Source organism: Pseudomonas syringae KCTC 12500 (assembly GCF_000507185.2).
GTDB classification, from domain to species: Bacteria; Pseudomonadota; Gammaproteobacteria; order Pseudomonadales; family Pseudomonadaceae; genus Aquipseudomonas; species Aquipseudomonas syringae.
In genome coordinates this window covers 2,959,794-2,981,888 of the sequence record NZ_AYTM02000002.1, presented here as the reverse complement: position 1 = coordinate 2,981,888, position 22,095 = coordinate 2,959,794, and the positions used below count along the sequence as shown (strand labels likewise).

Annotated in this window: 12 protein-coding genes; 5 read left to right on the top strand and 7 right to left on the bottom strand. The window is 61.1% G+C overall.

Annotation, left to right across the window (positions count from 1 at the left end):
- Positions 1–32: 32 nt before the first annotated feature.
- Complete coding sequence (locus tag V476_RS13575; RefSeq protein ID WP_024959638.1) at positions 33–1,835, top strand: acyl-CoA dehydrogenase; 1,803 nt, start codon at positions 33–35, stop codon at positions 1,833–1,835.
- A gap of 22 nt (positions 1,836–1,857) precedes the next feature.
- Here V476_RS13575 and V476_RS13570 read toward each other — a convergent pair whose 3' ends face one another.
- Positions 1,858–4,479: a dermonecrotic toxin domain-containing protein gene (locus V476_RS13570; RefSeq protein ID WP_024959637.1), complete on the bottom strand. Its 2,622-nt coding sequence runs from the start codon at positions 4,477–4,479 to the stop codon at positions 1,858–1,860.
- A 135-nt stretch (positions 4,480–4,614) separates the two neighbouring features.
- Positions 4,615–7,746: a dermonecrotic toxin domain-containing protein gene (locus tag V476_RS13565; RefSeq protein ID WP_024959636.1), complete on the bottom strand. Its 3,132-nt coding sequence runs from the start codon at positions 7,744–7,746 to the stop codon at positions 4,615–4,617.
- A 249-nt stretch (positions 7,747–7,995) separates the two neighbouring features.
- On the opposite strand from V476_RS13565, the gene V476_RS13560 reads away from it, so the two are divergent.
- Both V476_RS13560 and mscK read left to right on the top strand, forming a co-directional pair.
- The gene (locus V476_RS13560; RefSeq protein ID WP_003422423.1) at positions 7,996–9,738 is read left to right on the top strand and encodes a potassium/proton antiporter; all 1,743 of its coding nucleotides are present in this window, start codon (positions 7,996–7,998) and stop codon (positions 9,736–9,738) included.
- 38 nt (positions 9,739–9,776) lie between these two features.
- Positions 9,777–13,166 (top strand): mechanosensitive channel MscK, encoded by a 3,390-nt coding sequence (mscK, locus tag V476_RS13555; RefSeq protein ID WP_024959635.1) that lies wholly within the window; start codon positions 9,777–9,779, stop codon positions 13,164–13,166.
- A gap of 65 nt (positions 13,167–13,231) precedes the next feature.
- On the opposite strand, the gene V476_RS13550 is transcribed toward mscK, so the two are convergent.
- The 5 genes from V476_RS13550 to V476_RS13530 are packed head-to-tail and all read right to left on the bottom strand — an operon-like array spanning position 13,232 to position 19,385.
- Positions 13,232–14,965, bottom strand: a complete 1,734-nt coding sequence (locus tag V476_RS13550) for an acetyl/propionyl/methylcrotonyl-CoA carboxylase subunit alpha (RefSeq protein ID WP_024959634.1) — start codon at positions 14,963–14,965, stop codon at positions 13,232–13,234.
- Positions 14,962–16,566, bottom strand: coding sequence for a 5-oxoprolinase subunit B/C family protein (locus V476_RS13545; protein WP_024959633.1), 1,605 nt, complete (start codon positions 16,564–16,566; stop codon positions 14,962–14,964). Before V476_RS13545 ends, V476_RS13550 begins: the two co-directional genes overlap by 4 nt.
- 9 nt (positions 16,567–16,575) lie before the next feature.
- A complete protein-coding gene (locus V476_RS13540) occupies positions 16,576–17,370 on the bottom strand; it encodes a putative hydro-lyase (RefSeq protein WP_024959632.1) in 795 nt (264 codons plus the stop codon).
- Between the two features lie 2 nt (positions 17,371–17,372).
- Entirely contained in the window at positions 17,373–18,137 is a 765-nt protein-coding gene (locus V476_RS13535; protein ID WP_024959631.1) for a LamB/YcsF family protein, read from the bottom strand.
- 15 nt (positions 18,138–18,152) lie between these two features.
- The gene (locus V476_RS13530) at positions 18,153–19,385 is read right to left on the bottom strand and encodes an NRAMP family divalent metal transporter (protein WP_003345192.1); all 1,233 of its coding nucleotides are present in this window, start codon (positions 19,383–19,385) and stop codon (positions 18,153–18,155) included.
- A 253-nt stretch (positions 19,386–19,638) separates the two neighbouring features.
- Here V476_RS13530 and V476_RS13525 point away from each other — a divergent pair, with 253 nt between their 5' ends.
- Both V476_RS13525 and selO read left to right on the top strand, forming a co-directional pair.
- The gene (locus tag V476_RS13525) at positions 19,639–20,304 is read left to right on the top strand and encodes a GntR family transcriptional regulator (protein WP_080278458.1); all 666 of its coding nucleotides are present in this window, start codon (positions 19,639–19,641) and stop codon (positions 20,302–20,304) included.
- Positions 20,305–20,442: 138 nt separating this feature from the next.
- Positions 20,443–21,906 carry a protein adenylyltransferase SelO gene (gene selO, locus V476_RS13520; protein ID WP_003316751.1) on the top strand — a complete coding sequence of 488 codons (1,464 nt, stop codon included), beginning with the start codon at positions 20,443–20,445 and terminating at the stop codon, positions 21,904–21,906.
- The last annotated feature ends 189 nt before the right edge of the window (positions 21,907–22,095 follow it).

The window sequence follows — 22,095 nt, the reverse complement described above, 5'->3', positions numbered from 1 at the left end:
ACTTGAGCCATTCCAAGAACAGGTACGCCATCATGTCCGAGTCGCTGCTCAGTTCCAGAAATCTGGCTTTCGAGCTGTATGAAGTGCTGGACGCCGAAGGTCTGACGCGTCGCGAGCGCTTTGCCGAGCATTCGCGGGAAACCTTTGATGCGGCGCTGGGAACGGCGCGCGCCATTGCGGAAAAGTACTTTGCACCGCACAACCGCAAGGCCGACGAAAACGAGCCACGCTATGAAAATGGCGAAGCCATCCTGATACCGGAAGTCAAACCCGCGATAGACGCGTTTCTCGAGGCCGGCTTTCTCAATGCATCACGCGATTTCGACGCAGGCGGCATGCAGTTGCCTACCCTGCTGTCGCAAGCCTGTTTTGCCCACTTTCAGGCGGCCAATGTCGGGACCACGTCGTACCCGTTTCTGACGATGGGCGCGGCCAATCTGATCGAGAGTTTTGCCGACGACGAGCAGAAGCAGCGTTTTCTGCAACCCATGATCGAAGGCCGCTTCTTCGGCACCATGGCGCTGACCGAGCCGCATGCCGGTTCGTCGCTGTCAGATATCCGCACACGCGCCGAACCGGCAGGCGACGGCACTTATCGGCTGCGTGGCAACAAGATATTCATTTCCTGCGGGGATCATTCGCTGTCGGAGAACATCGTGCACATGGTCCTGGCAAAACTGCCGGATGCGCCGGCCGGGGTCAAAGGTATCTCGCTGTTCATCGTGCCCAAGTTTCTGGTCAACGATGACGGCAGCCTCGGCCAACGCAATGATGTGCTGCTGGCGGGTCTGTTTCACAAGATGGGCTGGAAAGGCACCACCTCCACCGCGCTGAATTTCGGCGATAACGGCGAGTGTGTCGGCTATCTGGTGGGCAAGCCTCATCACGGCCTGAATTACATGTTCCAGATGATGAACGAAGCGCGCATCGGCGTCGGGCTTGGCGCGGCGATGCTGGGTTATTCCGGCTACCTTTATTCACTGGAGTACGCCCGCGAGCGGCCGCAAGGGCGCTTGCCGGACAGCAAAAGCCCGGACAGCAAACCGGTATCCATCATTGAGCATGCTGATGTGCGGCGCATGCTGCTGACCCAGAAAGCCTACGTGGAAGGCGCGTTTGACCTGTGCCTGTACGCCTCGCGGCTGTTCGATGACACACAGACCGGCGAAAGCGAAGACGATCGCAGGCACGCGCATGAATTGCTGGACCTGCTGACCCCGGTGGTCAAGTCATGGCCGTCGGAGTTCTGCCTGAAGGCCAACGAACTGGCGATCCAGGTCCTGGGCGGCCACGGTTACACCCGCGAATACCCGGTCGAGCAGTATTACCGGGATAACCGCCTCAACGCAATTCATGAAGGCACTCACGGTATCCAGTCGCTCGACCTGCTTGGCCGCAAGCTGGCGCAGAATGGCGGCACTGGCCTCAAGCAACTGCTGCGCCTGATCTCCGCGACCTGCGAACGCGCCCAGGCCCATCAGACACTCGACGAACTGCGCCAGCCCCTGCAGCAACTGGTCGCACACGTGCAGGCCGTCACACTCGGGCTGCTGACCGATCTGGCGCAGGGCAGAATCGCCAGCACGCTGGCCAACTCGGCGCTGTACCTCAAGGCATTCGGCCACACGGTAGTCGGTTGGCGATGGCTCGAACAGGCGATCCGCGCAGAAGAAGGTTTGATTGGTGGCAATCAGGCCGACGGCGACTTTTATCGCGGCAAACTGCAGGCAGCCAGGTACTTCCTGACGTGGGAAGTACCGGGTTGCCATCATGAACTGACGATTCTAGAGAACCGCGATGACACGTGCCTGGCAATGCGCGACGACTGGTTCTGATGAAAACCTGGCCAGCGCTTGATCAGTGAAAGCCGAACAGGTCAGCCAGTGGCTCCTGCGGGAAAAACCGGTCGACCAATGGCTTGGCATCATTACCCAGTTTGAGTGCGTACTGATCTCGGCTGAAGGGCTCGCCCGTGCGCATGTCGTAAAGCGCACGCCCTTGAGCCGGACGATCCACCTCCTGCATCTGGATTTTCATGATGCGGTAAAACTCGCCACTCACCTCTTCGATGCTGTCGATCTGAAAGTAGCAGCCGGGCAAAAAGATCGATTCGGCTTCCTCGGGCGAGGCTGAAAACGGTGCAATCGGCGTGGCCCTCAGGTAACGGCCCTTGGGCAACACGAAGACCACCGACGTGTCATCGAAAGTTACCGGGCCAATCATGGCGTTAATGGGCGCACCGGCCCGACTGCTGGCGAAGGCGCTGACCACATAGGGATTTTCGCTGAACGAGGTGACATCGGTATTGACCAGCACATCACCCACCTTGATCTGCCCGTTGCGAAACACGGCGCCCGAAGTCCCTCGATCACCGCTGCCGCCGCGGTACAACTCGACATCATTGTTGTACCCCACCACATGGATGTCATCGGCCAGTCGTTCGATGAGTTGTACCTGATTGGCCCTTTTGCTCTCGCCCGTGCGCAGGAACTGATTGAATTCAGCGTCATCCTGGGTATAGAGCATGATATTTCTGCCGTAATAGTCGTCCTCACCGAGCCTGAAAACCCGATGTTTGCCATGCCAAGGGTCTTTGTACACTTCGTCGCCGTCAGGTGATGAGTCCGACACGGGAGCCTCTTCAGGGTCTGGCTGCCAAATGCTCATGACGCCTTTCTGCCGGGCCAAGGCCACTTCGGCATAGTGCTGCTCACTGAACAGATCCGTTTGCAGATACCTGTCCCAAAAGGCCGAGTGCACGGTCACGTAAGGCTTGCCCGTCGCGGTGGATGCGCTGCTTGACGGCATCGGCACATCCATCGGGGCACCGCCCTGCAGACCGGGCGAGTCAAGTAACGCCCACTCCCCGTCGGTACTCAGACGCACCGGCTTGCTGCCTGCGAATGCAAACGGGTTGTTTGGGTTGACGATAAGCCAGCATTGCTGCTGCTCATTGAACATCACGCGATAGGGCAGTTGCGCAAGCTTGATCCAGGTTTCGCCATTGCCCAGCGTGTAGATGCCGCGAAATCTGCCCTCCGCAGCTGAAGGCGTCAGGCTGTCGAGCAGCAGGTTGCCTTCCATATTGTCCAGTGGATGGGCCGGCGCGCTGCTGCTTTCCAGCACCTCGCTGGAGATCGGTAGGCCTTCGGTTGCGGCCACCGGCACAGGCTGAGGGACAGCACGCAGGGACATCAACAGCGGCAGGTTGAAGAGCAGATAAATAATGTTGTTGATCGCGCCCAACACGCCAGCCTTGCGCTGCGCTGCGGTCTTGCCATTGACCGCCTGATCAATGCTCAAACCGGTATTGGCGAGACTTGCGCCAACCAGCGTCAAGGCGATCGGCCAACCCAAAGCCGCAAGCCCGCCAAACGCCTGCATGAACGCGCCCAGGTAGCCGATCCACATCTGCTTGCGCAGATCCGCGTTGGAAGTCAGCCGTTCACGCGCATCGGCGGTCATGCCCTGTCGAACGACGTCTCGCAGATACACGAAGGGGTCACCCACAATAGGAGCCTGCCCCAGGTTGACGAGTGGGATGTCGGCACGCCAGTCGTGCGCGAGCAACTGGCTCACCGCGCGAAAGAATCGCTCACCGTCCTTTTTACGGGACGTCTCACCACGCAGAAACTGACGTGTTATCGCCTTGTCGGCGTGCTCGCCCATGAACCGGGCCTTGAGCCAGCGGTACACCGCACGTTCGCTATCGAACGCCATGAACGGCTGCTCGGCATCGGGCCAGTAGATGATCTCGCGGCCAGCGGCGGTGACGATACGCAGCATGTCATGGGCCTTGATGCCATCGATATCCAACGTGTGTACCGTAACACCGGGAGTTGCAGGAAGCGGGCCCAGCAAGGCTTTCAGCGTAGGGGGCTGCAAGGGGTCGGCGGTGACGACGCTCGTGACATGCTTGAAATCGACGGCTGAAAGCTGGCCCTTGCGCAGACAATGACTGGCTGCAACCTGATAGCGTGCCTTGGCCAAGGTGCAGAAGTTCTCGCTGTGCAGGCTCCAGAATCGCTCCATACGGCGGGTGTACAGCGTGCTGAAATCAAGTGTCCACATGTCTTTGAGCACGTCCTGAGGCAGCATGGGCACCTCATTGCGCTCGTCGAAAACCCCATGATCCGGGCCATCGGTATAGAAACCGCCGTACAGGGAAAGCTCGTCGCTGGCTTCCTGGTCGTGGGCGCTGAAGTGCCGCATGAGCAACTCGATCAAAGTCATCGACTGCACCGGCACTCCGGAATGCTGCCAGCCGGTAAACGTGCGCGGACTGCTGCTGGCACTGCTGAAACGATGCCAATACACCCGCTCCGGAGCGAACACGCGCTGGGTGTGCTGAAGAATGATCCTGCTGGCGGCGGTGTGGGCCAGATCGTAAAGATCGGGGTAATCCAGAACGAACTGCTGCGCACGTTCGCGCAGCAGTTGCTGGTCGGTTTTAGGTGTTTTCAGCGGGTTAGGTGTCATGACGTCTTCCTGTACGAGAGAAGTCATGCACGTAATCATTCATCAGGGCGTTCGTGGCGCTAACTATCTATACCGCCGCGGACGTGTGAATGCAGGTGGCGGCTCAGCCGACGAGCCGCTGCAAACACTGAAGCCTTACCAACCATTCTCTGAGCCCGGGGAAATTTTCGCCCTGCCCTTGAATGGAAAATAAAAGTCCACGGCCTCGTTCAGGTGTTCGATGTACAACACGGACAAGACCTCATCGACCGGCAAATAGGAACGCTCCAGCAGATCGAAATAGTCAGGTCGCAGCTTTCTCAAGACGTCTGACATGAGTTTGGGACCGGTCAGATCGGAAATGCGCGTCATGTACGGTGTCATTCGGTCTCTGGAGGCGCTACGCGAGGCTTCGCTGCTGTGATCGATGAAAGGTCTGCGCGTACTGAAAAACGCCTTGTTGGTCTGTTTTTCATTCTGGAAACGCATGTTTATTTCTTTCAGGATCCTCTTCAGCACCGGGTTGTCCGGGTGGCTGGCGAAATGGCTGTTACCCGGGCCGGTGTAGCTCAGTTGCGGCGCGTCCAGACGCCTGCCCAGCAATACATCATTGGGCCCTGCTTTCAATGGCGTGCCTGCGAAAGGGACATTGATGGTGTCATCGCAATCCAGATAAATGCCGCCGTATTCGTTGATCAGCCGATAGCGCAGAATGTCCGACGCCGCCGCATAATTACGATTCTCCGAGTGCATGAAATAGTTGAACGCCTCGCCATTTTCACCCTTCAGGAACGTGGGGAAAAACGCTTCTTCCTTGAGCCTGGAAATCCGCATCTGCGGATGTTCGCTGAAGTAATCCAGCAACTGCTGATGCGCCGTCGGGTGGTGGACGTCGATATGCAGTTCGAAGCGCAAGTCCGGGCTGGTGCGCATGTTATCCAGCATCTTTTCCAGCAGGTTATCGCCCGGCATGCGTTCGCCCAGCCATATGTGATGAATCACTCGGCTGATGGGCTCGGCATCTGCAGACAACCTGGGCACGCGAGGGAAAGAATAGATTTCGAACCGGCGGCTCTGTGGCAGTTTTGCCTCTACCTTCCTGAATGCATCCTCCGACCCACTGTTCCAGAAACCGTTGCGGTCCAGCCAGACAAGGCCATTTGAAGACGGGTCAGTGCGCCAGCACGGAATATCGGCATCGTAATAGACGTTCTTCCTGATCCCTCCGATCTGAATGAAGTACTTCTCTACGACCGTCCCTTTTGCCTGGCTCTGTACCTCCTCGACCATGATCTGATCCAGTGGCAACTCGACCTGTACCTTGGGGCCCCAGCGCTGCACCTCGATTGCGGGCTCGTCAGGTATGACCGCCACCACCGCGCTGTCTGCCTCACTGGCCGGCGGTAATCGCGAGCCGTCAAAGCTCTCCCCGCCACGCAAACCAAGCTTGAGGTCCAGATCCCAATAGCCGGCGTCGATAGTCTTCACGTAAGGCCCCCAGACACGCGGATCAGAATCAGAGCGAATCCGGTACTGCTTTTCCTGTGGCACCCACTCGACCCGAAACGCCTGATCATGCAGCTCGATGTAACTTTTGCCTTGCAGCGGATAAATGCCTGCCACTTCTCCCGAGGCCAGCCCTGGCAGGTCTTGAGTCACTTCGAGCGCGCGCAACAGGCGGCGCATTTTGGCATCGAGCGAACGCAAGGCCGGCGGCTCTTCCCTGAACACCGGAATCGGCTCGACCTCGATAACAGGGTCGATCGGTGTGGTGGGGCCAGAAACCTCATAACCGCCTCCCGCCTCGTCAATCAGCCCGGTTTCGGCGCCAGCCTCGACCGCAGCGCCCTCCTCGGCAAGAATCGGCAGCGCGTTCAATACGCCGAAGACAATCCGCCCAAGCCCTGCCTGGCGCTCGTCCAGCGTGCGGCCATTGACCGCCGCGTCGACACCCAGCCCGACCAGTGCAAGGGACAGCCCCGCGATGACCGGAATCAGTTCGGGAAAGACGATGGCAACACCGCCCAGAACAGACACACACTCGCTCAAGCCACTGCTGGCTTCCTCTTTCCAGTAATCGCTATGGCTGCGTATTTTTTGCAGCGCGTCCGCTTCAGACTTCGCCTTGACCCGATCCTTGAAGTGCGAGAACGGCCAGGGCTGTAGCGGCTCGCCGAACTGCACCAGTTTGCGCGGGTTCCACCCGCCGGTCGCCGCGTCCAGCAGTTTCGGGTAGACAGCGAAGCCTCTGAGGGCGGTGGCAACGCCGCTGTAGAAAAAGCCATCGACGTCATCCGCAGCACTGAAATGCCCCTCGAAAGACCGACGTTTGCCTGGATCCTTGCACATCAGCGCGATCCAGTCCTTGAGCGCGTCGGCGTTGGCGAAGGTATGAATCGGTGACGAGTTGCCAGGGATGTAGAGCAGCACGGTCGGCGAATCGGCACTGCGTATGACCATGATGTCGGCGGCGCTGTAGCCATGCACCTGCAACTCGGAAATCGTCACGCGAGTGGAAATCGGCGCGGCGACAAAAGCGTCGAAACTCAGCTGTTTCCAACCCTGATCGGCAGGCAGCCCGAGCGCCTCCAGCACCATGTCCTTGTGCTCGGCCTTGAGCGTGTTTTCCTCGGCTTGCAGCCAGGCCGCCCTGAACAGACCGGCCTTGAGCATCAGGTTGTAGTCGTCGGCGTGCGCCTGCCAGAACTGTTTCAGGTAGGCGAGATAGCCGGCTTGCAGGTTGTGATCCCAGATGTACTGCTTGAACGCCTCGGCAGTCAGGTGCAGTTGCGTCGTCGAATCGTAGTGCTGCGGAGCGGTTTTCCGGTACACCGCTTCATAAGCGACGCAGTCATAGGACGGCAGTTTTTCATCCACGACCTGACAGTCGAGACCGTCCTCATGATGGGGCTGCAAATGCCCGAGGTGATCAAACCAGTCGCCATTACCGTTTTGCTGCCAGTTGCGCAGCAGCGCCTCGGTCAGCGTCATCGAGTGAGCGACATTGGCGCGGTGAGGAGCGGGATAGAGCTTCGGGTCCTCGATATACAGCGTGGCGATCAAAGTGTCGTCCGGATCGATCTCGATACCCCACCTTGACTGGCATTCCTGTGCCACATCCCGCGCAGCAAGGGCGGCAGGTGACTGTAGGCTGATCGGGTTGAGGCGGAAGTAATCGCTGACCGAAGAGTCTTCGTCTACCCGCGCCCAGAACTCTGCGTCAGAGTCATCATCGCCAGCCCTGTCGTCATCGCCGAAGTCGTACTGTGCTGCAAATTCATCGTCCATGATGAAAACCTTCTTGGTGGTTGGAGCCCCTACAGTAGGGGGCAAGAAGGCCTGGTCTGCGGTATATAACTATGTGTCAGCCGCTGGATTGCAACCAATCGTGAGCCCGGAAGCGCCGGTCTGGGTCAATCGCTCGAAATTGCTCTTTGACAGCCAAGCAATTCAACAGGTTAAATCCCTTGGCACGCGGACTGCATGGTCAGCTTTCGCCCTTCCCGCTTCAATTCAGTTTTCTACGGAGTACCGCCTTTGGACGCCACCACCATCAACAGCCTGTTCCTGATCGGCGCGTTGCTGGTAGCCGCGAGCATCCTGGTCAGTTCTCTTTCGTCACGCCTCGGCATTCCGATCCTGGTCATCATCCTCGCAGTGGGCATGGTCGCAGGCGTCGATGGCGGCGGGATCATCTTTGATAACTACGCGACCGCCTACCTGGTCGGCAACCTTGCGCTGGCGGTCATCCTGCTCGACGGCGGGCTGCGAACGCGGGTGGCCAGTTTCCGGGTTGCGCTATGGCCGGCCTTGTCGCTGGCGACGGTGGGCGTGCTGATCACCACGGTACTGACCGGCATGATGGCTGCGTGGCTGTTCAATCTCAGCGTTATTCAGGGCCTGTTGATCGGCGCGATCGTCGGCTCCACAGACGCCGCGGCGGTGTTCTCACTGCTGGGGGGCAAAGGCTTGAACGAGCGCGTTACCGCCAGCCTCGAGATCGAGTCGGGCAGCAACGACCCCATGGCCGTGTTCCTGACCGTCACCCTGATCGGCATGCTGGCCAGTGGGCAGACCGGCTTGCACTGGGGACTGCTGGGGCACCTGATCCAGGAATTCGGTATCGGCAGCTTTATCGGTCTGGGCGGCGGCTGGATCCTGCTGCAGCTGGTCAACCGCATCAATCTGGCCGCCGGCCTCTACCCGATTCTGGTGATTGCCGGTGGCCTGGCAATCTTCGCCCTGACCAACGCCATCCACGGCAGCGGCTTTCTCGCGGTCTACCTGTGCGGTCTGGTGCTCGGCAACCGGCCGATTCGCAGTCGCCACGGCATCCTGCACATGCTCGATGGCATGGCCTGGCTGGCGCAGATCGGCATGTTTCTGGTGCTGGGCCTGCTGGTCACGCCGCACGATCTGCTGCCGATTGCGATACCGGCGCTGGGTCTGGCGCTGTGGATGATTCTGGTGGCACGTCCACTGTCGGTGATGGTCGGCCTGCTGCCGTTCAAGGCCTTCCATGATCGCGAAAAAGCCTTTATCGCCTGGGTCGGCCTGCGTGGCGCGGTACCGATCATCCTCGCGGTGTTCCCGCTGATGGCCGGCCTGCCCAACGCACAGCTGTACTTCAACCTGGCGTTCTTTATCGTGCTGGTTTCGCTGTTGCTGCAAGGCACCAGCCTGCCGTGGATGGCCAAACTGCTCAAAGTGACGGTTCCGCCTGATCCCGCGCCGATTTCCCGGGCCGCGCTGGAGGTGCACGTCACCAGCGAATGGGAGTTGTTCGTCTACCGCCTGGGCGCCGAAAAGTGGTGCATTGGCGCGGCTCTGCGTGAACTGAAGATGCCGGAAGGCACGCGTATCGCGGCACTGTTCCGCGGCCAGCAACTGCTCCATCCGTCCGGCAGCACGACGCTGGAAGTGGGTGATCTGCTGTGCGTGATAGGCCACGAACATGACCTTCCAGCGCTGGGCAAATTGTTCAGCCAGGCACCGCAGCGTGGGCTGGACCTGCGTTTCTTCGGCGACTTCGTGCTTGAAGGCGACGCAAGGCTGGGTGAAGTGGCGGCCCTGTATGGCCTGAAACTCGACGGCATCGACCCAGGCATGCCGCTCAGCCAGTTCATTGTGCAGAAGAACCGTGGCGAGCCGGTGGTGGGCGACCAGATTGAATGGAATGGAACTATTTGGACAGTTGCCGTCATGGACGGGAACAAGATCCAGAAAGTGGGCGTCAAATTCCCCGAAGGAACCCGCCCGGGCCCCGGACTGTTCCTTTAAACTGCCAACCCACACGTATCATCATGCGACCGGTGTCTATGTTTTCCCTGCGTTCCTTTTGTGCTGCCGCACTGTTTGCGCTCTGCCTGTCTTCCTTCCCGGTGCTCGCCGCCGACCCGCCCAGCAGCGACGCTGTTCAGCAAAGCCTCGACAAGATTGCCGACCGCAAGCTGCCAGACGCCGAGCAAAAGGCACTGCAACAAGTCCTCGAGCAGACACTGGCTTTCCTGGCCAGCAAGAAGGACAGCGAACAGAAACTCGAAGCGCTCAAACAGCAGCTTGCCCAGGCGCCAAAACAGACGTCGGAAAACCAGCGTGAACTGGCCCGCCTGAAAGAAAGCAAAGTGGTGCCCGTGGCCCAGCGTTATGGCGGCCTCGACGTACCGCAGCTGGAGCAACTGCTCAGTCAGCGCAGCACCCAGCAAAGTGATCTGCAGAGCGAACTCAACGACGCCAACAGCCTGGCCATTACCGCGCAAACGCGGCCGGAGCGTGCGCAGACTGAGATCAGCGCCAACCAGACGCGCATCCAGCAGATCAACGCCATCCTCAAGAATGGCAAGGACAACGGCAAACCGCTGAGCGCCGACCAAAGAAACCTGCTCAATGCAGAGCTGGCCTCGATCAACGCCCTCAACCTGCTGCGTCGCCAGGAACTGGCCGGCAACAGCCAATTACAAGACCTGGGCAACAGCCAGCATGACTTGCTGACCGAGAAGGTCGCGCGCCAGGAGCAGGAAATTCAGGACCTGCAGACCCTGATCAACGACAAGCGTCGTGCCCAGTCGCAAAAAACGGTCGCCGACCTGTCCCTGGAAGCGCAGAAGTCCGGCGGCAGCAGCCTGCTGGCCACCGAGAGCGCCGCCAACCTCAAGCTGTCGGACTACCTGTTGCGCGGCACCGATCGCCTCAACGAGCTAACTCAGCAGAACCTCAAGACCAAGCAGCAACTCGACAACCTGACCCAGACCGATCAAGCCCTCAGCGAGCAGATCAACGTACTGAGCGGCAGCCTGCTGCTGTCCAAGATTCTCTACAAGCAGAAGCAGGCGTTGCCGCATCTGGAGCTGGACAAGGGCCTGGCCGACGAAATCGCCAACATCCGCCTGTATCAGTTCGACATCAACCAGCAACGCGAACAGATGAGCACGCCGACTGCTTACGTCGAGCGGCTGCTCGCTACCCAGCCGCCTGAAAACGTCACCCTGCAACTGCGCCGGACGCTGCTGGACCTGGCCATCACCCGCAGTGACTTGCTGGAGCGCCTCAATCGCGAGCTAAGCGCGTTGCTCAACGAATCCATCACGCTGCAATTGAACCAGAAACAGCTGACCAGCACCGCTCAGGGGCTGCGCGCCACACTCGACGAGCAGATGTTCTGGATCCCCAGCAACAAGCCGCTGGACGTGGAATGGTTTCAGAATATCTGGCCACGCCTGCAAAAGCAGGTCTCCACCCTGCCCTGGACGTCCAGCCTAAGCGAACTGTCAGACGGCCTGACCCAGCGCCCGCTGCTGTTCCTGCCCTTGCTGCTGTTGATCGGCATACTGACCTGGAGACGCAAGGCGCTGTACCAGAAGCTCAATCGCCTGCACGCCGATATCGGTCACTTCAAGCGTGACAGTCAATGGAAAACGCCACTGGCGCTGTTGTTCAACGTACTGCTGGCCATGCCCGTCGCACTGGGACTGGCCCTGTGCGGCTACGCCCTGCAGATCGACGCCCGCGGTCAAAACGCCAACCTCGGCGAGGCCTTGCTGCAGATCGCACTCGCCTGGCTGGTGTTCTACACCGCCTATCGCGTACTTGCACCGCAAGGCGTTGCGCAGTTGCACTTCCGCTGGGAGACCGCGCAGGTCGAGTTCCTGCGTGGCTGGGTACGGCGTCTGGGGCTGGTCGTTCTGGCCCTGGTGGCGGTGGTGGCCGTTGCTGAACACCAGCCTGCCGCACTGGCCGACGACGTACTGGGGATCGGCGTAGTTCTGACCTGTTACGCCCTGATGACCTGGCTGCTCGCCCGCCTGCTGATCTCCAGCCCCACGCATCACAATGCCTCACTGTTCCGCAAAACCGTCGGCGTGGTGTTCACGGCATTGCCGGTCGCGCTCTTCCTCGCGGTTTGCTTTGGCTACTATTACACCGCGCTCAAGCTCAGCGACCGCCTGATCGACACCCTGTACCTGATGATGATCTGGCTGATGGTCGAGGCGACGTTCGTCCGTGGCCTGAGCGTGGCCGCCCGGCGTCTGGCCTATCAGCGCGCGCTGGCCAAGCGTCAGGCAGCCAGAGAAAACGGCGACAGCGACATTCCGGTCGAAGAACCCAAGCTGGACATTGAACAGGTCAACCAGCAGTCGCTGCGCCTGATCCGTCTGGCCCTGTTGGCAGGATTCGTCGGCGCGCTGTACCTGGTGTGGGCCGAGCTGATCACCGTGTTCGCCTACCTGGACAACATCATTCTCTACGAATACACCAGTGGCACCGGGGCCAACATGAGCATGGTGCCGATCAGCCTGAGCGACTTCCTCGGCGCGGGGGTGATCATCGTCATCACCTTCGTACTCGCCGGCAACCTGCCCGGCCTGCTGGAAGTGCTGGTGCTGTCACGCATGAACCTCGCGCAGGGCAGTGCCTACGCGACAACCACGCTGCTGTCATACACCATCGCCGGCGTCGGCTTCGTCACCACGCTGTCGACGCTGGGCGTGAGCTGGGACAAATTGCAGTGGCTGGTCGCGGCGCTGTCGGTGGGTCTGGGCTTCGGCATGCAGGAAATCTTCGCCAACTTCATTTCCGGCATCATGATCCTCTTCGAACGTCCGGTGCGGATCGGCGACACCATCACCATCGGCGCCCTGTCGGGGACGGTCAGCAAGATCCGCATCCGTGCCACGACCATCACCGACTTCGACCGCAAGGACATCATCGTCCCGAACAAGACGTTCATCACCGGCCAGCTCATCAACTGGTCGCTGACCGACACCGTCACCCGCGTAACCCTCAAGCTGGGCGTGGATTACGGCTCGGACCTGGACCTGGTGCGCTCCCTGCTGCTGCAAGCCGCCCGGGAAAACCCTCGGGTGCTCAAGGAGCCAGAACCGATCGTCTACTTCCTGAACTTCGGCGAAAGCACCCTCGACCACGAACTGCGCATGCACGTACGCGACCTGGGCGACCGCAACCCGGTGCTCGACGAGATCAACCGCTTCATCAATCGCGAGTTCAAGAAGCAGCACATCAACATCTCGTTCCGCCAGATGGAGATCTACCTCAAGAACACCCAGGGCCTGGAATACAAACTGGTGCCCGCAGAGCCCGGTGACAAGCACGGCGCACCGGCTGGGCAGACGACCCTGCAACCGGTGAATACCCAAGTGACCCCGGCGACCAAAGATGCGCCCGAGCCGCCTGAGTTGCGGCTGGATTGAGAAGAGTGAAAGTGTGTGTCGACCGGGCTACAGCACGGTCGACACACTAGCGATTAGCGATTAAATCAGGCCTCAACCCGCCCAATCACCACCTTCGCCTCCAGATACCCCCCAGGCTCCTTGCTGATCTGCACGGTTCCGGCACACGGTGCCAGTATCGATGTTTCCATCTTCATCGCCTCCATGATGGCGATCACCTGTCCCTTCTCTACCGTCGCACCGTCTTCAACCGCCCAGGCATGCAGGTTGCCCGCGACCGGTGTCAGCACTGCGTGCGGGTCCTGAGCATCGGCGACTGGCTGGCTGGCGTCAGCCGGGGCGGCAGCGTTCAGGCTCATGCCGGCCAGCAGCGCAGCAGGCAGGCCCAGTTCGTGGCGTTTGCCGTCGATTTCAACGAAGGTACGCAGCACGCCGGGGTCGACCGGTTCTGCGTTGCGCGGGGCGATGGTGACGTGCTCGGCGAAGTCGGTTTCGATCCAGCGGGTGTGGACGGCGAAGGTATTGGCCGCGGTGAAGTCGTCATGGTCCATGACCGCCCGGTGGAACGGCAGCACGGTGGCCACGCCTTCCACCTTGAACTCGGCCAGCGCACGGCGGGCGCGGCTGATGGCCTGTTCGCGGGTTGCGCCGGTGACGATCAGCTTGGCGATCATCGAGTCGAAGTTCGGTGAGACCCTTGAGCCTTCTGCAACGCCGGTGTCCAGGCGTACGCCCGGACCGGACGGCGGCTGAAATAAAGTGATAGACCCCGGCGTCGGCAGAAAGCCGTTGCCCGCGTCCTCAGCGTTGATACGGAATTCAAAGCTATGGCCGCGTGGCACAGGCGTGCCATCGAACGACAGCGGCAGGCCGTCGGCGACGCGAAGTTGTTCGATGACCAGGTCCACGCCGCTGGTTTCTTCCGTCACCGGGTGCTCGACCTGCAAACGCGTGTTGACCTCCAGGAACGACAGGGTGCCATCGCCGCTGAGCAGGAACTCCACCGTACCGGCACCGACATAGCCCGCTTCGGCGCAGACCGCGCGAGCCGACTCGTGAATGCGCTGGCGCAGTTCGTCATTCAGATAAGGCGCTGGCGCTTCTTCGATCAGCTTCTGGTTGCGACGCTGCAACGAGCAATCACGGGTGCCGACCACAACCGCCCGGCCATGACGATCGGCGATGATCTGCGCTTCGATGTGCCGTGGGCGGTCCAGAAAGCGCTCGACGAAGCACTCGCCACGACCGAACGCGGTCACCGCTTCACGCACCGCAGACTCGTACAGCTCGGCGACTTCATCGAGCTTCCAGGCGACTTTCAGGCCGCGACCACCGCCGCCAAAGGCTGCCTTGATGGCAATCGGCAGGCCGTGCTGCTCGGCAAACGCGACCACTTCAGAGGCATCTTTTACCGGGTCTTCTGTACCGGCCACCAGCGGTGCGCCGACTTTCAGGGCAATGCGCCGGGCCTGGACCTTGTCGCCCAGTGCGTCGATGGTCGCTGGATCGGGACCGATCCAGATCAGACCGGCGTCGATCACCGCGCGGGCGAATTCGGCGCGCTCCGAGAGAAAGCCGTAGCCTGGGTGAACCGCGTCGGCACCGGCGCGCGCGGCAACCGCCAGCAGCTTTTCGATGTTCAGGTAGGTGTCGGTCGGGCGCTCACCCTGCAGCCCATAGGCTTCATCGGCCTGACGCACGTGCAGCGCGTCGATATCGGCATCGGCGTACACCGCCACCGAGGCGACTCCGTAGTCACGGCAGGCACGGGCAATACGAACGGCAATTTCGCCACGATTGGCAATCAGAACCTTTTTCATCTGTTCTTGGTCTCGTCTGAAGTGGCGGGGCGCACTGGCTCGAAGGCGCTCAGCGGGTTGAAGCGAATGCGGGCATTGACCGGAATCTGCCCGGCCTTGTCCAGGTGGTAGGTGGCGACTGCGCCGATGACCGGGTAACCGCCGGTCAACGGGTGATCGGCCAGGAACAGCACCGGCTGGCCACTGGGCGGCACCTGAATGGCGCCGACCGTGGTGCCCTCGCTGGGCAACTCGCCATCGACGGCACGTTGCAGCGATTGCTCGCCTGCCAGGCGAATGCCGATACGGTTGGATTGCGGCGTGACCAGCCAGGTCTGTTGCGCCAGCAGTTGCTGGGCTTCGGCGCTGAACCAGTCACTGCGCGGGCCCATGACCACATCCAGGATGATGACCTCATCGCTACGCGGCATCTCGAAGGCCGGTTGTTCGGCAGTCGACACCGCAGGGCCACCGGTTCTGCGCGTGAAGCCCAGCCGGTCACCCGCGGCCAGCGCGGCGGGCCCAACCTGGGCCAGCGTGTCTGTGGACAGACTGCCAAGCACCGGCTCATGAATGAAACCGCCACGAACCGCCAGATAATTGCGCAGGCCGGCGCTGGGCGAACCGATGCTCACCTGATCGCCGTTCTGCAAAGCCAGCGGTGCATACAAGGGCGCCTGCAACTTTTGCCCTTCGGCGGTCTGCACTTCTACGCGGGCCTGAGCACCGGTAATCGCCACAACGGTCTGCCCCTGACAGGTGAAGGTCAGGCCGCCCATGAGAATTTCCAGACACGCCGTCGCCGGATCGTTACCCACCGCGCGGTTGGCAGCGCGCAAGGCGCCGCGATCCAGCGCGCCCGATGCGGAAACACCCTGCCCCGCCCGACCGGGACGCCCCATGTCCTGAAACAGGGTTTGCAGACCTGGCGTCTCGATCTGCAGATAGTCTTCGCTGACCGTCGTCGCCTGCGGTCGGACAGGTGCAGCAACCTGCACACGGGTCTCCGGGAGCGGACCGGCATCCTGGAAACGCACGCGGTAGCCAGGCTGGAGCAAGGCGGGCTCGTCGCGGCCCAGATCCCACATGGTTGAGGTGGTCACCCCGATAATCTGCCAGCCGCCGGGGCTGGCCTGAGGATAAATGCCACTGAAACCACCGGCCAGTGCCACGGCGCCAGCCGGAATACGTGTGCGCGGCGTGCTGCGCCGTGGCACCACAAACCCGGCACCGCCGCTGAGGTAGGCAAAACCGGGTGCAAAGCCGCAGAAGGCAACGTTGTAGTCGCTGCCGGTGTGGCGCTTGATCACTTCCTCGACGCTGATGTCCAGCTCGCGGGCGACATCGGCCAGGTCTTCGCCGTTGTAATGCACAGGTATTTCGATCAGCTTGCCCGCCTCGCGGGCCTTGCCACGAATGTCGCGCGAGGCGATCTGTGTGGCGAGCGCTTTGAAACCGATGGCTGACGGACGAAAGTGCACCAGCAACGTTCGGGCGGCCGGGACGATTTCCTCGACGCCAGCGATGGGCATCTGCTGTAACGATTCGAACAGGGCCAGGGTCTCGTCCAGATTCGACAGTTCAACCAGGAGTGCATCCAGGTTGGCCGGGTAGAAACGCATGAGCCTCTCCTATACGTGGTAGTAGCTGTCCGGAATATCGGTAATGAACATGTGGCCCGGCGCGTGGGAAACCGCAAACGGCACACGGGACGCCATGACCACCGCCTGCGGGGTCACGCCGCAGGCCCAGAACACCGGAATCTCGCCGGGCCTGATCGTCACCGCATCACCAAAATCAGGGCTCGCCAGGTCGTTGATGCCGAGCAGTCCAGGCTCGCCGACATGTACCGGCGCGCCGTGCACACCGGGGTAGCGACCGGTGATGCGCGCCGCTTCGGCAACCCGGTCCGCGGCGATCGGGCGCATCGACACCACCATGTTGCCCTGCAGGCGTCCGGCCGGGCGGCAGACGCGGTTGCTGCGGTACATCGGCACATTGCAGCCTTCGCTGATGTGGCGCACATCGATGCCGGCGTGCATCAGGTCGGTTTCGAAGGTGAAACTGCAGCCAATCAGAAAGCTGACCAGATCAGTGTGCTGCGCCCAGATGTGGCTCACGTCACTCAGTTCTTCGGCGAGTTGCCCGTCGCGCCAGACCCGGTACAGCGGCAGGTCGGTGCGCAGATCAGCCTGCTCGGCCAACAGCGTGGTGTGGCTGCCGGGCTCGGTCACATCCAGCACCGGGCAGGCTTGCGGGTTACGCTGCGCGAACAGCAGAAAGTCATACGCCCATTCACGCGGCAGCGTGATCATGTTGCACTGGGTCAGACCGGGCGCTTGGCCAGCGGTCGGCGCGACGAATCCCTGGCGATAACGGGCACGGGCGGCGCTGGCTGCCTCGCGGGCGAGTTGCAGTGAATTCATGATCAGCCTCGATTGAATGCGCGGACAGTGACGCCTGCGTCGTGCAAACGGTCTTTCAGAATACGCGCGATGTTCACCGCGCCCGGACTGTCGCCATGCACGCAGATCGAATCGGCCTGCAGGCTGATTTCGCGGCCATCTTCAGCCTCGATGACGCCTTCGCGCACCAGGCGCAGCATGCGCTCGGCGATCCGTTCGGCGTCGTGCAGCACGGCACCGGGCCGCGAGCGCGAGACCAGCTTGCCTTCAGCGGTATAGGCGCGGTCGGCGAACGCTTCGGCAACGCAGGAAAGCCCGGCTTCGCGTGCCCAGTCGAGCAGCGGCGAGTTGGCCAGGCACACCAGCTTCAGCGCGGGATCAATGCGCAGCAGCGCCTGAATGACCGCCGCGGCCTGACGCTGATCACCAGCGATGGTGTTGTACAGCGCGCCGTGGGGTTTGACGTAGCTCACGCGGGTCCCGGCGCTGCGGGCCAGGCCCTGAAGCGCACCGATCTGATAAATGACATCGGCGGTCAGCTGGTCGGACGGGACGTCCATGTTGCGGCGGCCAAACCCTACCAGGTCCGGGTAGGCCACATGCGCGCCGATGGCAACGCCCCGGGCCGCAGCGGCCTCGAGGGTACGCAGGATCCCGGCCGGGTCACCGGCATGGAAACCGCAGGCCACGTTGGCGCTGCTGACCACATCGAGAATCGCCTCGTCATCGCCCATGCTCCAGGCGCCGAAGCTTTCACCGAGATCACTGTTGAGGTCTATTGCAGACATTTTTATTCTCCGAAATCAGGCTGCATTGATGAAGGCAAAGATAGGACCGACTGATTTGAACGCCATGTACCACGACAGCAGACAGGTCAGCACGCCCAGTACCAGCAGCCAGCGCGGGTAGTGGTAGCCGTCCATCATGTCGGACCGGCGCCAGCCGACGTACATGAAAATGCTCAGGCCCAGTGGCAAGATCAAGCCGTTGAAGCCCCCGGCAAAGACCAGCAGCGCGGCCGGTGGTTTGCCCCACATGACGTATACGACCACGGTGATCAGGATAAAGCCGACAGTCGCGAGGTTGCGCGCGCGTTCGGTGATGCGCTTGGAAAACACCGTGATGAACGACATCGACGTATAGGACGCGCCGATCACGCTGCTGATGCCGGCCGCCCAGAGCACCAGGCCGAACATGATCAGGCCGAAGTTGCCAGCGGCAGCGGTGAACGCCTGGGCTGCGGGGTTTGCACCCTTGCCGGACACATCGATGACGACGCCGCTGGCGACCACGCCGAGGATCGCCAGAAACAGTATGTAACGAACAACGCCGGTGACCAGAATACCGGTCAGCGCCGCCTTGGACACCACATCGATGTTCTCGACCCCGACGGTGCCGCGATCCAGCAATCGGTGAGCACCGGCGTAAGTGATATAGCCGCCGACCGTGCCACCGACAATGGTGGTGATGGCCGCGAAATCGACCATGTCCGGCAGGATGGTCTGGCGCAGCGCTTCACCCAGCGGCGGGTGCGAGGCAAAGGCAGCGAACAGAATCAGGCAGACCTTCAGGGTGCCCAGCACCATCATGATGCGGTCCATGGCGATGCCGGCGCGGTGCGACGAGAAGATCGCAATGGCGATCAGCGCGCTCAAGGCGCCACCCCATTTGGGGTCAAGACCGGTCAACGCATTCAAACCCAGACCCGCACCCGCGATGTTGCCCAGACTGAACACTAGGCCGCCGAAGATGACCAGTACCGCGAGCAGATAACCGCTGCCCGGAATCGCCGCGTTGGCCAGATCGGCCGCGCGCATTTTGGTCAACGTGACGATGCGCCAGACATTCAGCTGCACCACGAAATCGATCAGGATCGAGGCCAGGATGCCGAAAGCGAACGCCGCCCCCAGCGTCGCAGTAAACGTAGCTGTCTGGGTCAGAAAGCCAGGACCGATGGCAGACGTCGCCATCATGAAGATCGCGGCGATCAAAGAGGCGCGGCGCGCCTTGGTGAACTCATTGGCAGTCTGTGTCACGGCGGCATTCCTGAGATGAGAGGTATTATGCCAGAGCAATGACCATGCCAAAGGTCATTCAAGTACGCCAACTTGTAGATACATAAAGATAGTATTGTTGAACAATACAAGCGATATAGATCAACCACATGCACCATGTTGTTACGCAGGGACTCAGATGTGCTACCTGATGATGCATCTGCTGACCTTCGTCCTTGCCAGCCAAAGAGCTGTCGTGGAATATCGACCTGGCTTTTCTTTCTCTGGACCCTTTATGAACGACGCTGCCTCTGCCCTCCCTCGCACCCTCGGAGAATCGATCACCACTGAGCTTCGCAGAATGCTAGTCGAGGGCGAGCTGGTACCTGGTCAGCGCCTCTCGGAAGCCGCTCTCGCCGAGAGTCTGGATATTTCCCGTAACACCCTGAGAGAAGCCTTCAGAGTGTTGACCCGCGAAGGGCTGCTGACCCACGAGCCCAATCGCGGGGTCACCGTGGCCAAGCCTGATATGGCTTCGATCATCGATATCTACCGCATTCGACGCTTCATCGAATGTGGAGCGATTGCCCAGGCTTATCCACAGCATCCCGGTGTGCTGCACATGCGCAATGCGGTCGAGGCCGGCGTGCAGGCGCGTCAAGCGAAGGACTGGATTGCCGTGGGCACCGCCAACATGATGTTTCACAAGGCCATCGTCGAGCGGTCCGACAGCCCGCGACTGGTGGCGTTTTATGCGCAGATATCGGCAGAGTTGCGGCTGGCCTTCGGCTTGCTCAACAATCCGGAGCTTCTGCATTCGCCTTATCTGGACATGAATGCTGCGGTACTCGGGCGCCTGGACGCGGGCAAGACCGATGAGGCGACGCGCATGCTCGAGGATTATCTGGTGCAATCGGAACGAACGATTCTGGCCGCCTTCGAGCGAAGCCGGAACCGGTAGTCCGGGCGCAGGCCCGATCACCAGAACTACCACCCAGGGACCCGGTCTACGGGTTCTGACCGTTGCAACACGCCCGACGAGCCAGGCAGGCCGCCGCTTCGTTGAAAGCCTGAAATTCCCCTCTGGAGGCGATACGCTTTGAAAGCACTCGACGAACTCATTTTCGACAACCGCTTTGCCCGTCTGGGCGATGCGTTTTCTACTTCCGTGCTGCCTGAGCCCATCGATGCGCCGCAGCTTGTGGTTGCCAGCCAGTCAGCGCTGGCACTGCTGGACCTGGCGCCTGGACAGGCCGATCTGCCGTTGTTCGCGGAAATCTTCAGCGGCCACAAGCTGTGGTCCGAAGCAGAGCCTCGGGCGATGGTGTATTCCGGGCATCAGTTCGGCTCCTACAACCCGCGCCTGGGGGATGGCCGTGGCCTGCTGCTAGGCGAGGTGTACAACGACGCCGGCGAGCACTGGGACCTGCACCTCAAGGGCGCCGGCCGCACGCCGTATTCGCGGATGGGTGACGGGCGCGCCGTACTGCGCTCGTCGATCCGCGAGTTTCTGGCTTCCGAGGCGCTGCACGCACTGGGCATCCCCAGCAGCCGCGCGGGGTGTGTGGTCAGCTCCAGCACGCCGGTATGGCGCGAAACCCAGGAACATGCCGCTATGGTGCTGCGTCTGGCACAGAGTCATGTGCGCTTCGGCAGTCTGGAATACTTCTTCTACACCAAGCAGCCAGAGCAGTTGAAGACCCTCGCCGAGCATGTGCTGACGATGCATTACCCGCATTGCCAGGAGCAGCCGGAGCCGTATCTGGCGATGTTCCGGGAAATCGTCGAGCGCAACGCCGAGCTGATTGCCAAGTGGCAGGCCTACGGCTTCTGCCATGGTGTGATGAACACCGACAACATGTCGATTCTGGGCATTACCTTCGATTTCGGACCGTTCGCGTTTCTGGACGATTTCGATGAGCACTTCATCTGCAACCACTCCGATCACGAAGGTCGCTACTCCTTCAGCAATCAGGTGCCTATCGCGCAATGGAACCTCAGCGCGCTGGCACAGGCGCTGACCCCGTTCATCAGCGTGGAAGCGCTGCGTGAGGCCATCGGTTTGTTCCTGCCGCTGTATCAGGCCCACTACCTGGACCTGATGCGCCGCCGACTGGGCCTGACCGTTGCTCAGGAGCAGGATGAACAACTGGTCAGCCAGTTGCTGAAATTGATGCAGAACAGCGGCGTGGATTACACCCTGTTCTTCCGCCGCCTGGGTGATCAGCCAGCCGCCGAGGCGTTGCGCACGTTGCGTGACGACTTTGTCGATATCAAGGGCTTCGATGGCTGGGCGCAAGCGTATCAAGCGCGTATTGCCCTTGAGGACAACGGCACCGAGCAGGAGCGTCAGACCCGCATGCATGCAGTCAATCCGCTGTACATCCTGCGCAACTACCTGGCGCAGAACGCCATCGCTGCTGCGGAAAAAGGCGACTACGAAGAAGTCCGCCGCCTGCATCAGGTGCTCTGCACCCCCTTCACCGAACAGCCCGGCATGCAAGGCTACGCCCAACGCCCGCCGGACTGGGGCAAGCACCTGGAAATCAGCTGTTCGTCGTGAGGCTTTGATTCCCTATCGTGCCCATGCTCAGCGTGCTCCGCGTCCTGCCTTGAGTGTGCGGCGCGGCGCAGATCTGTGACGCGGAGCGTCACGCACGGCATTCCCACGCTGTGCGTGAGGAACGATCATCACCCTATCGTGCGGCGCTACGCGTCGCATGCCGTTCTGGACGCTCCGCGTCCTCTTTAA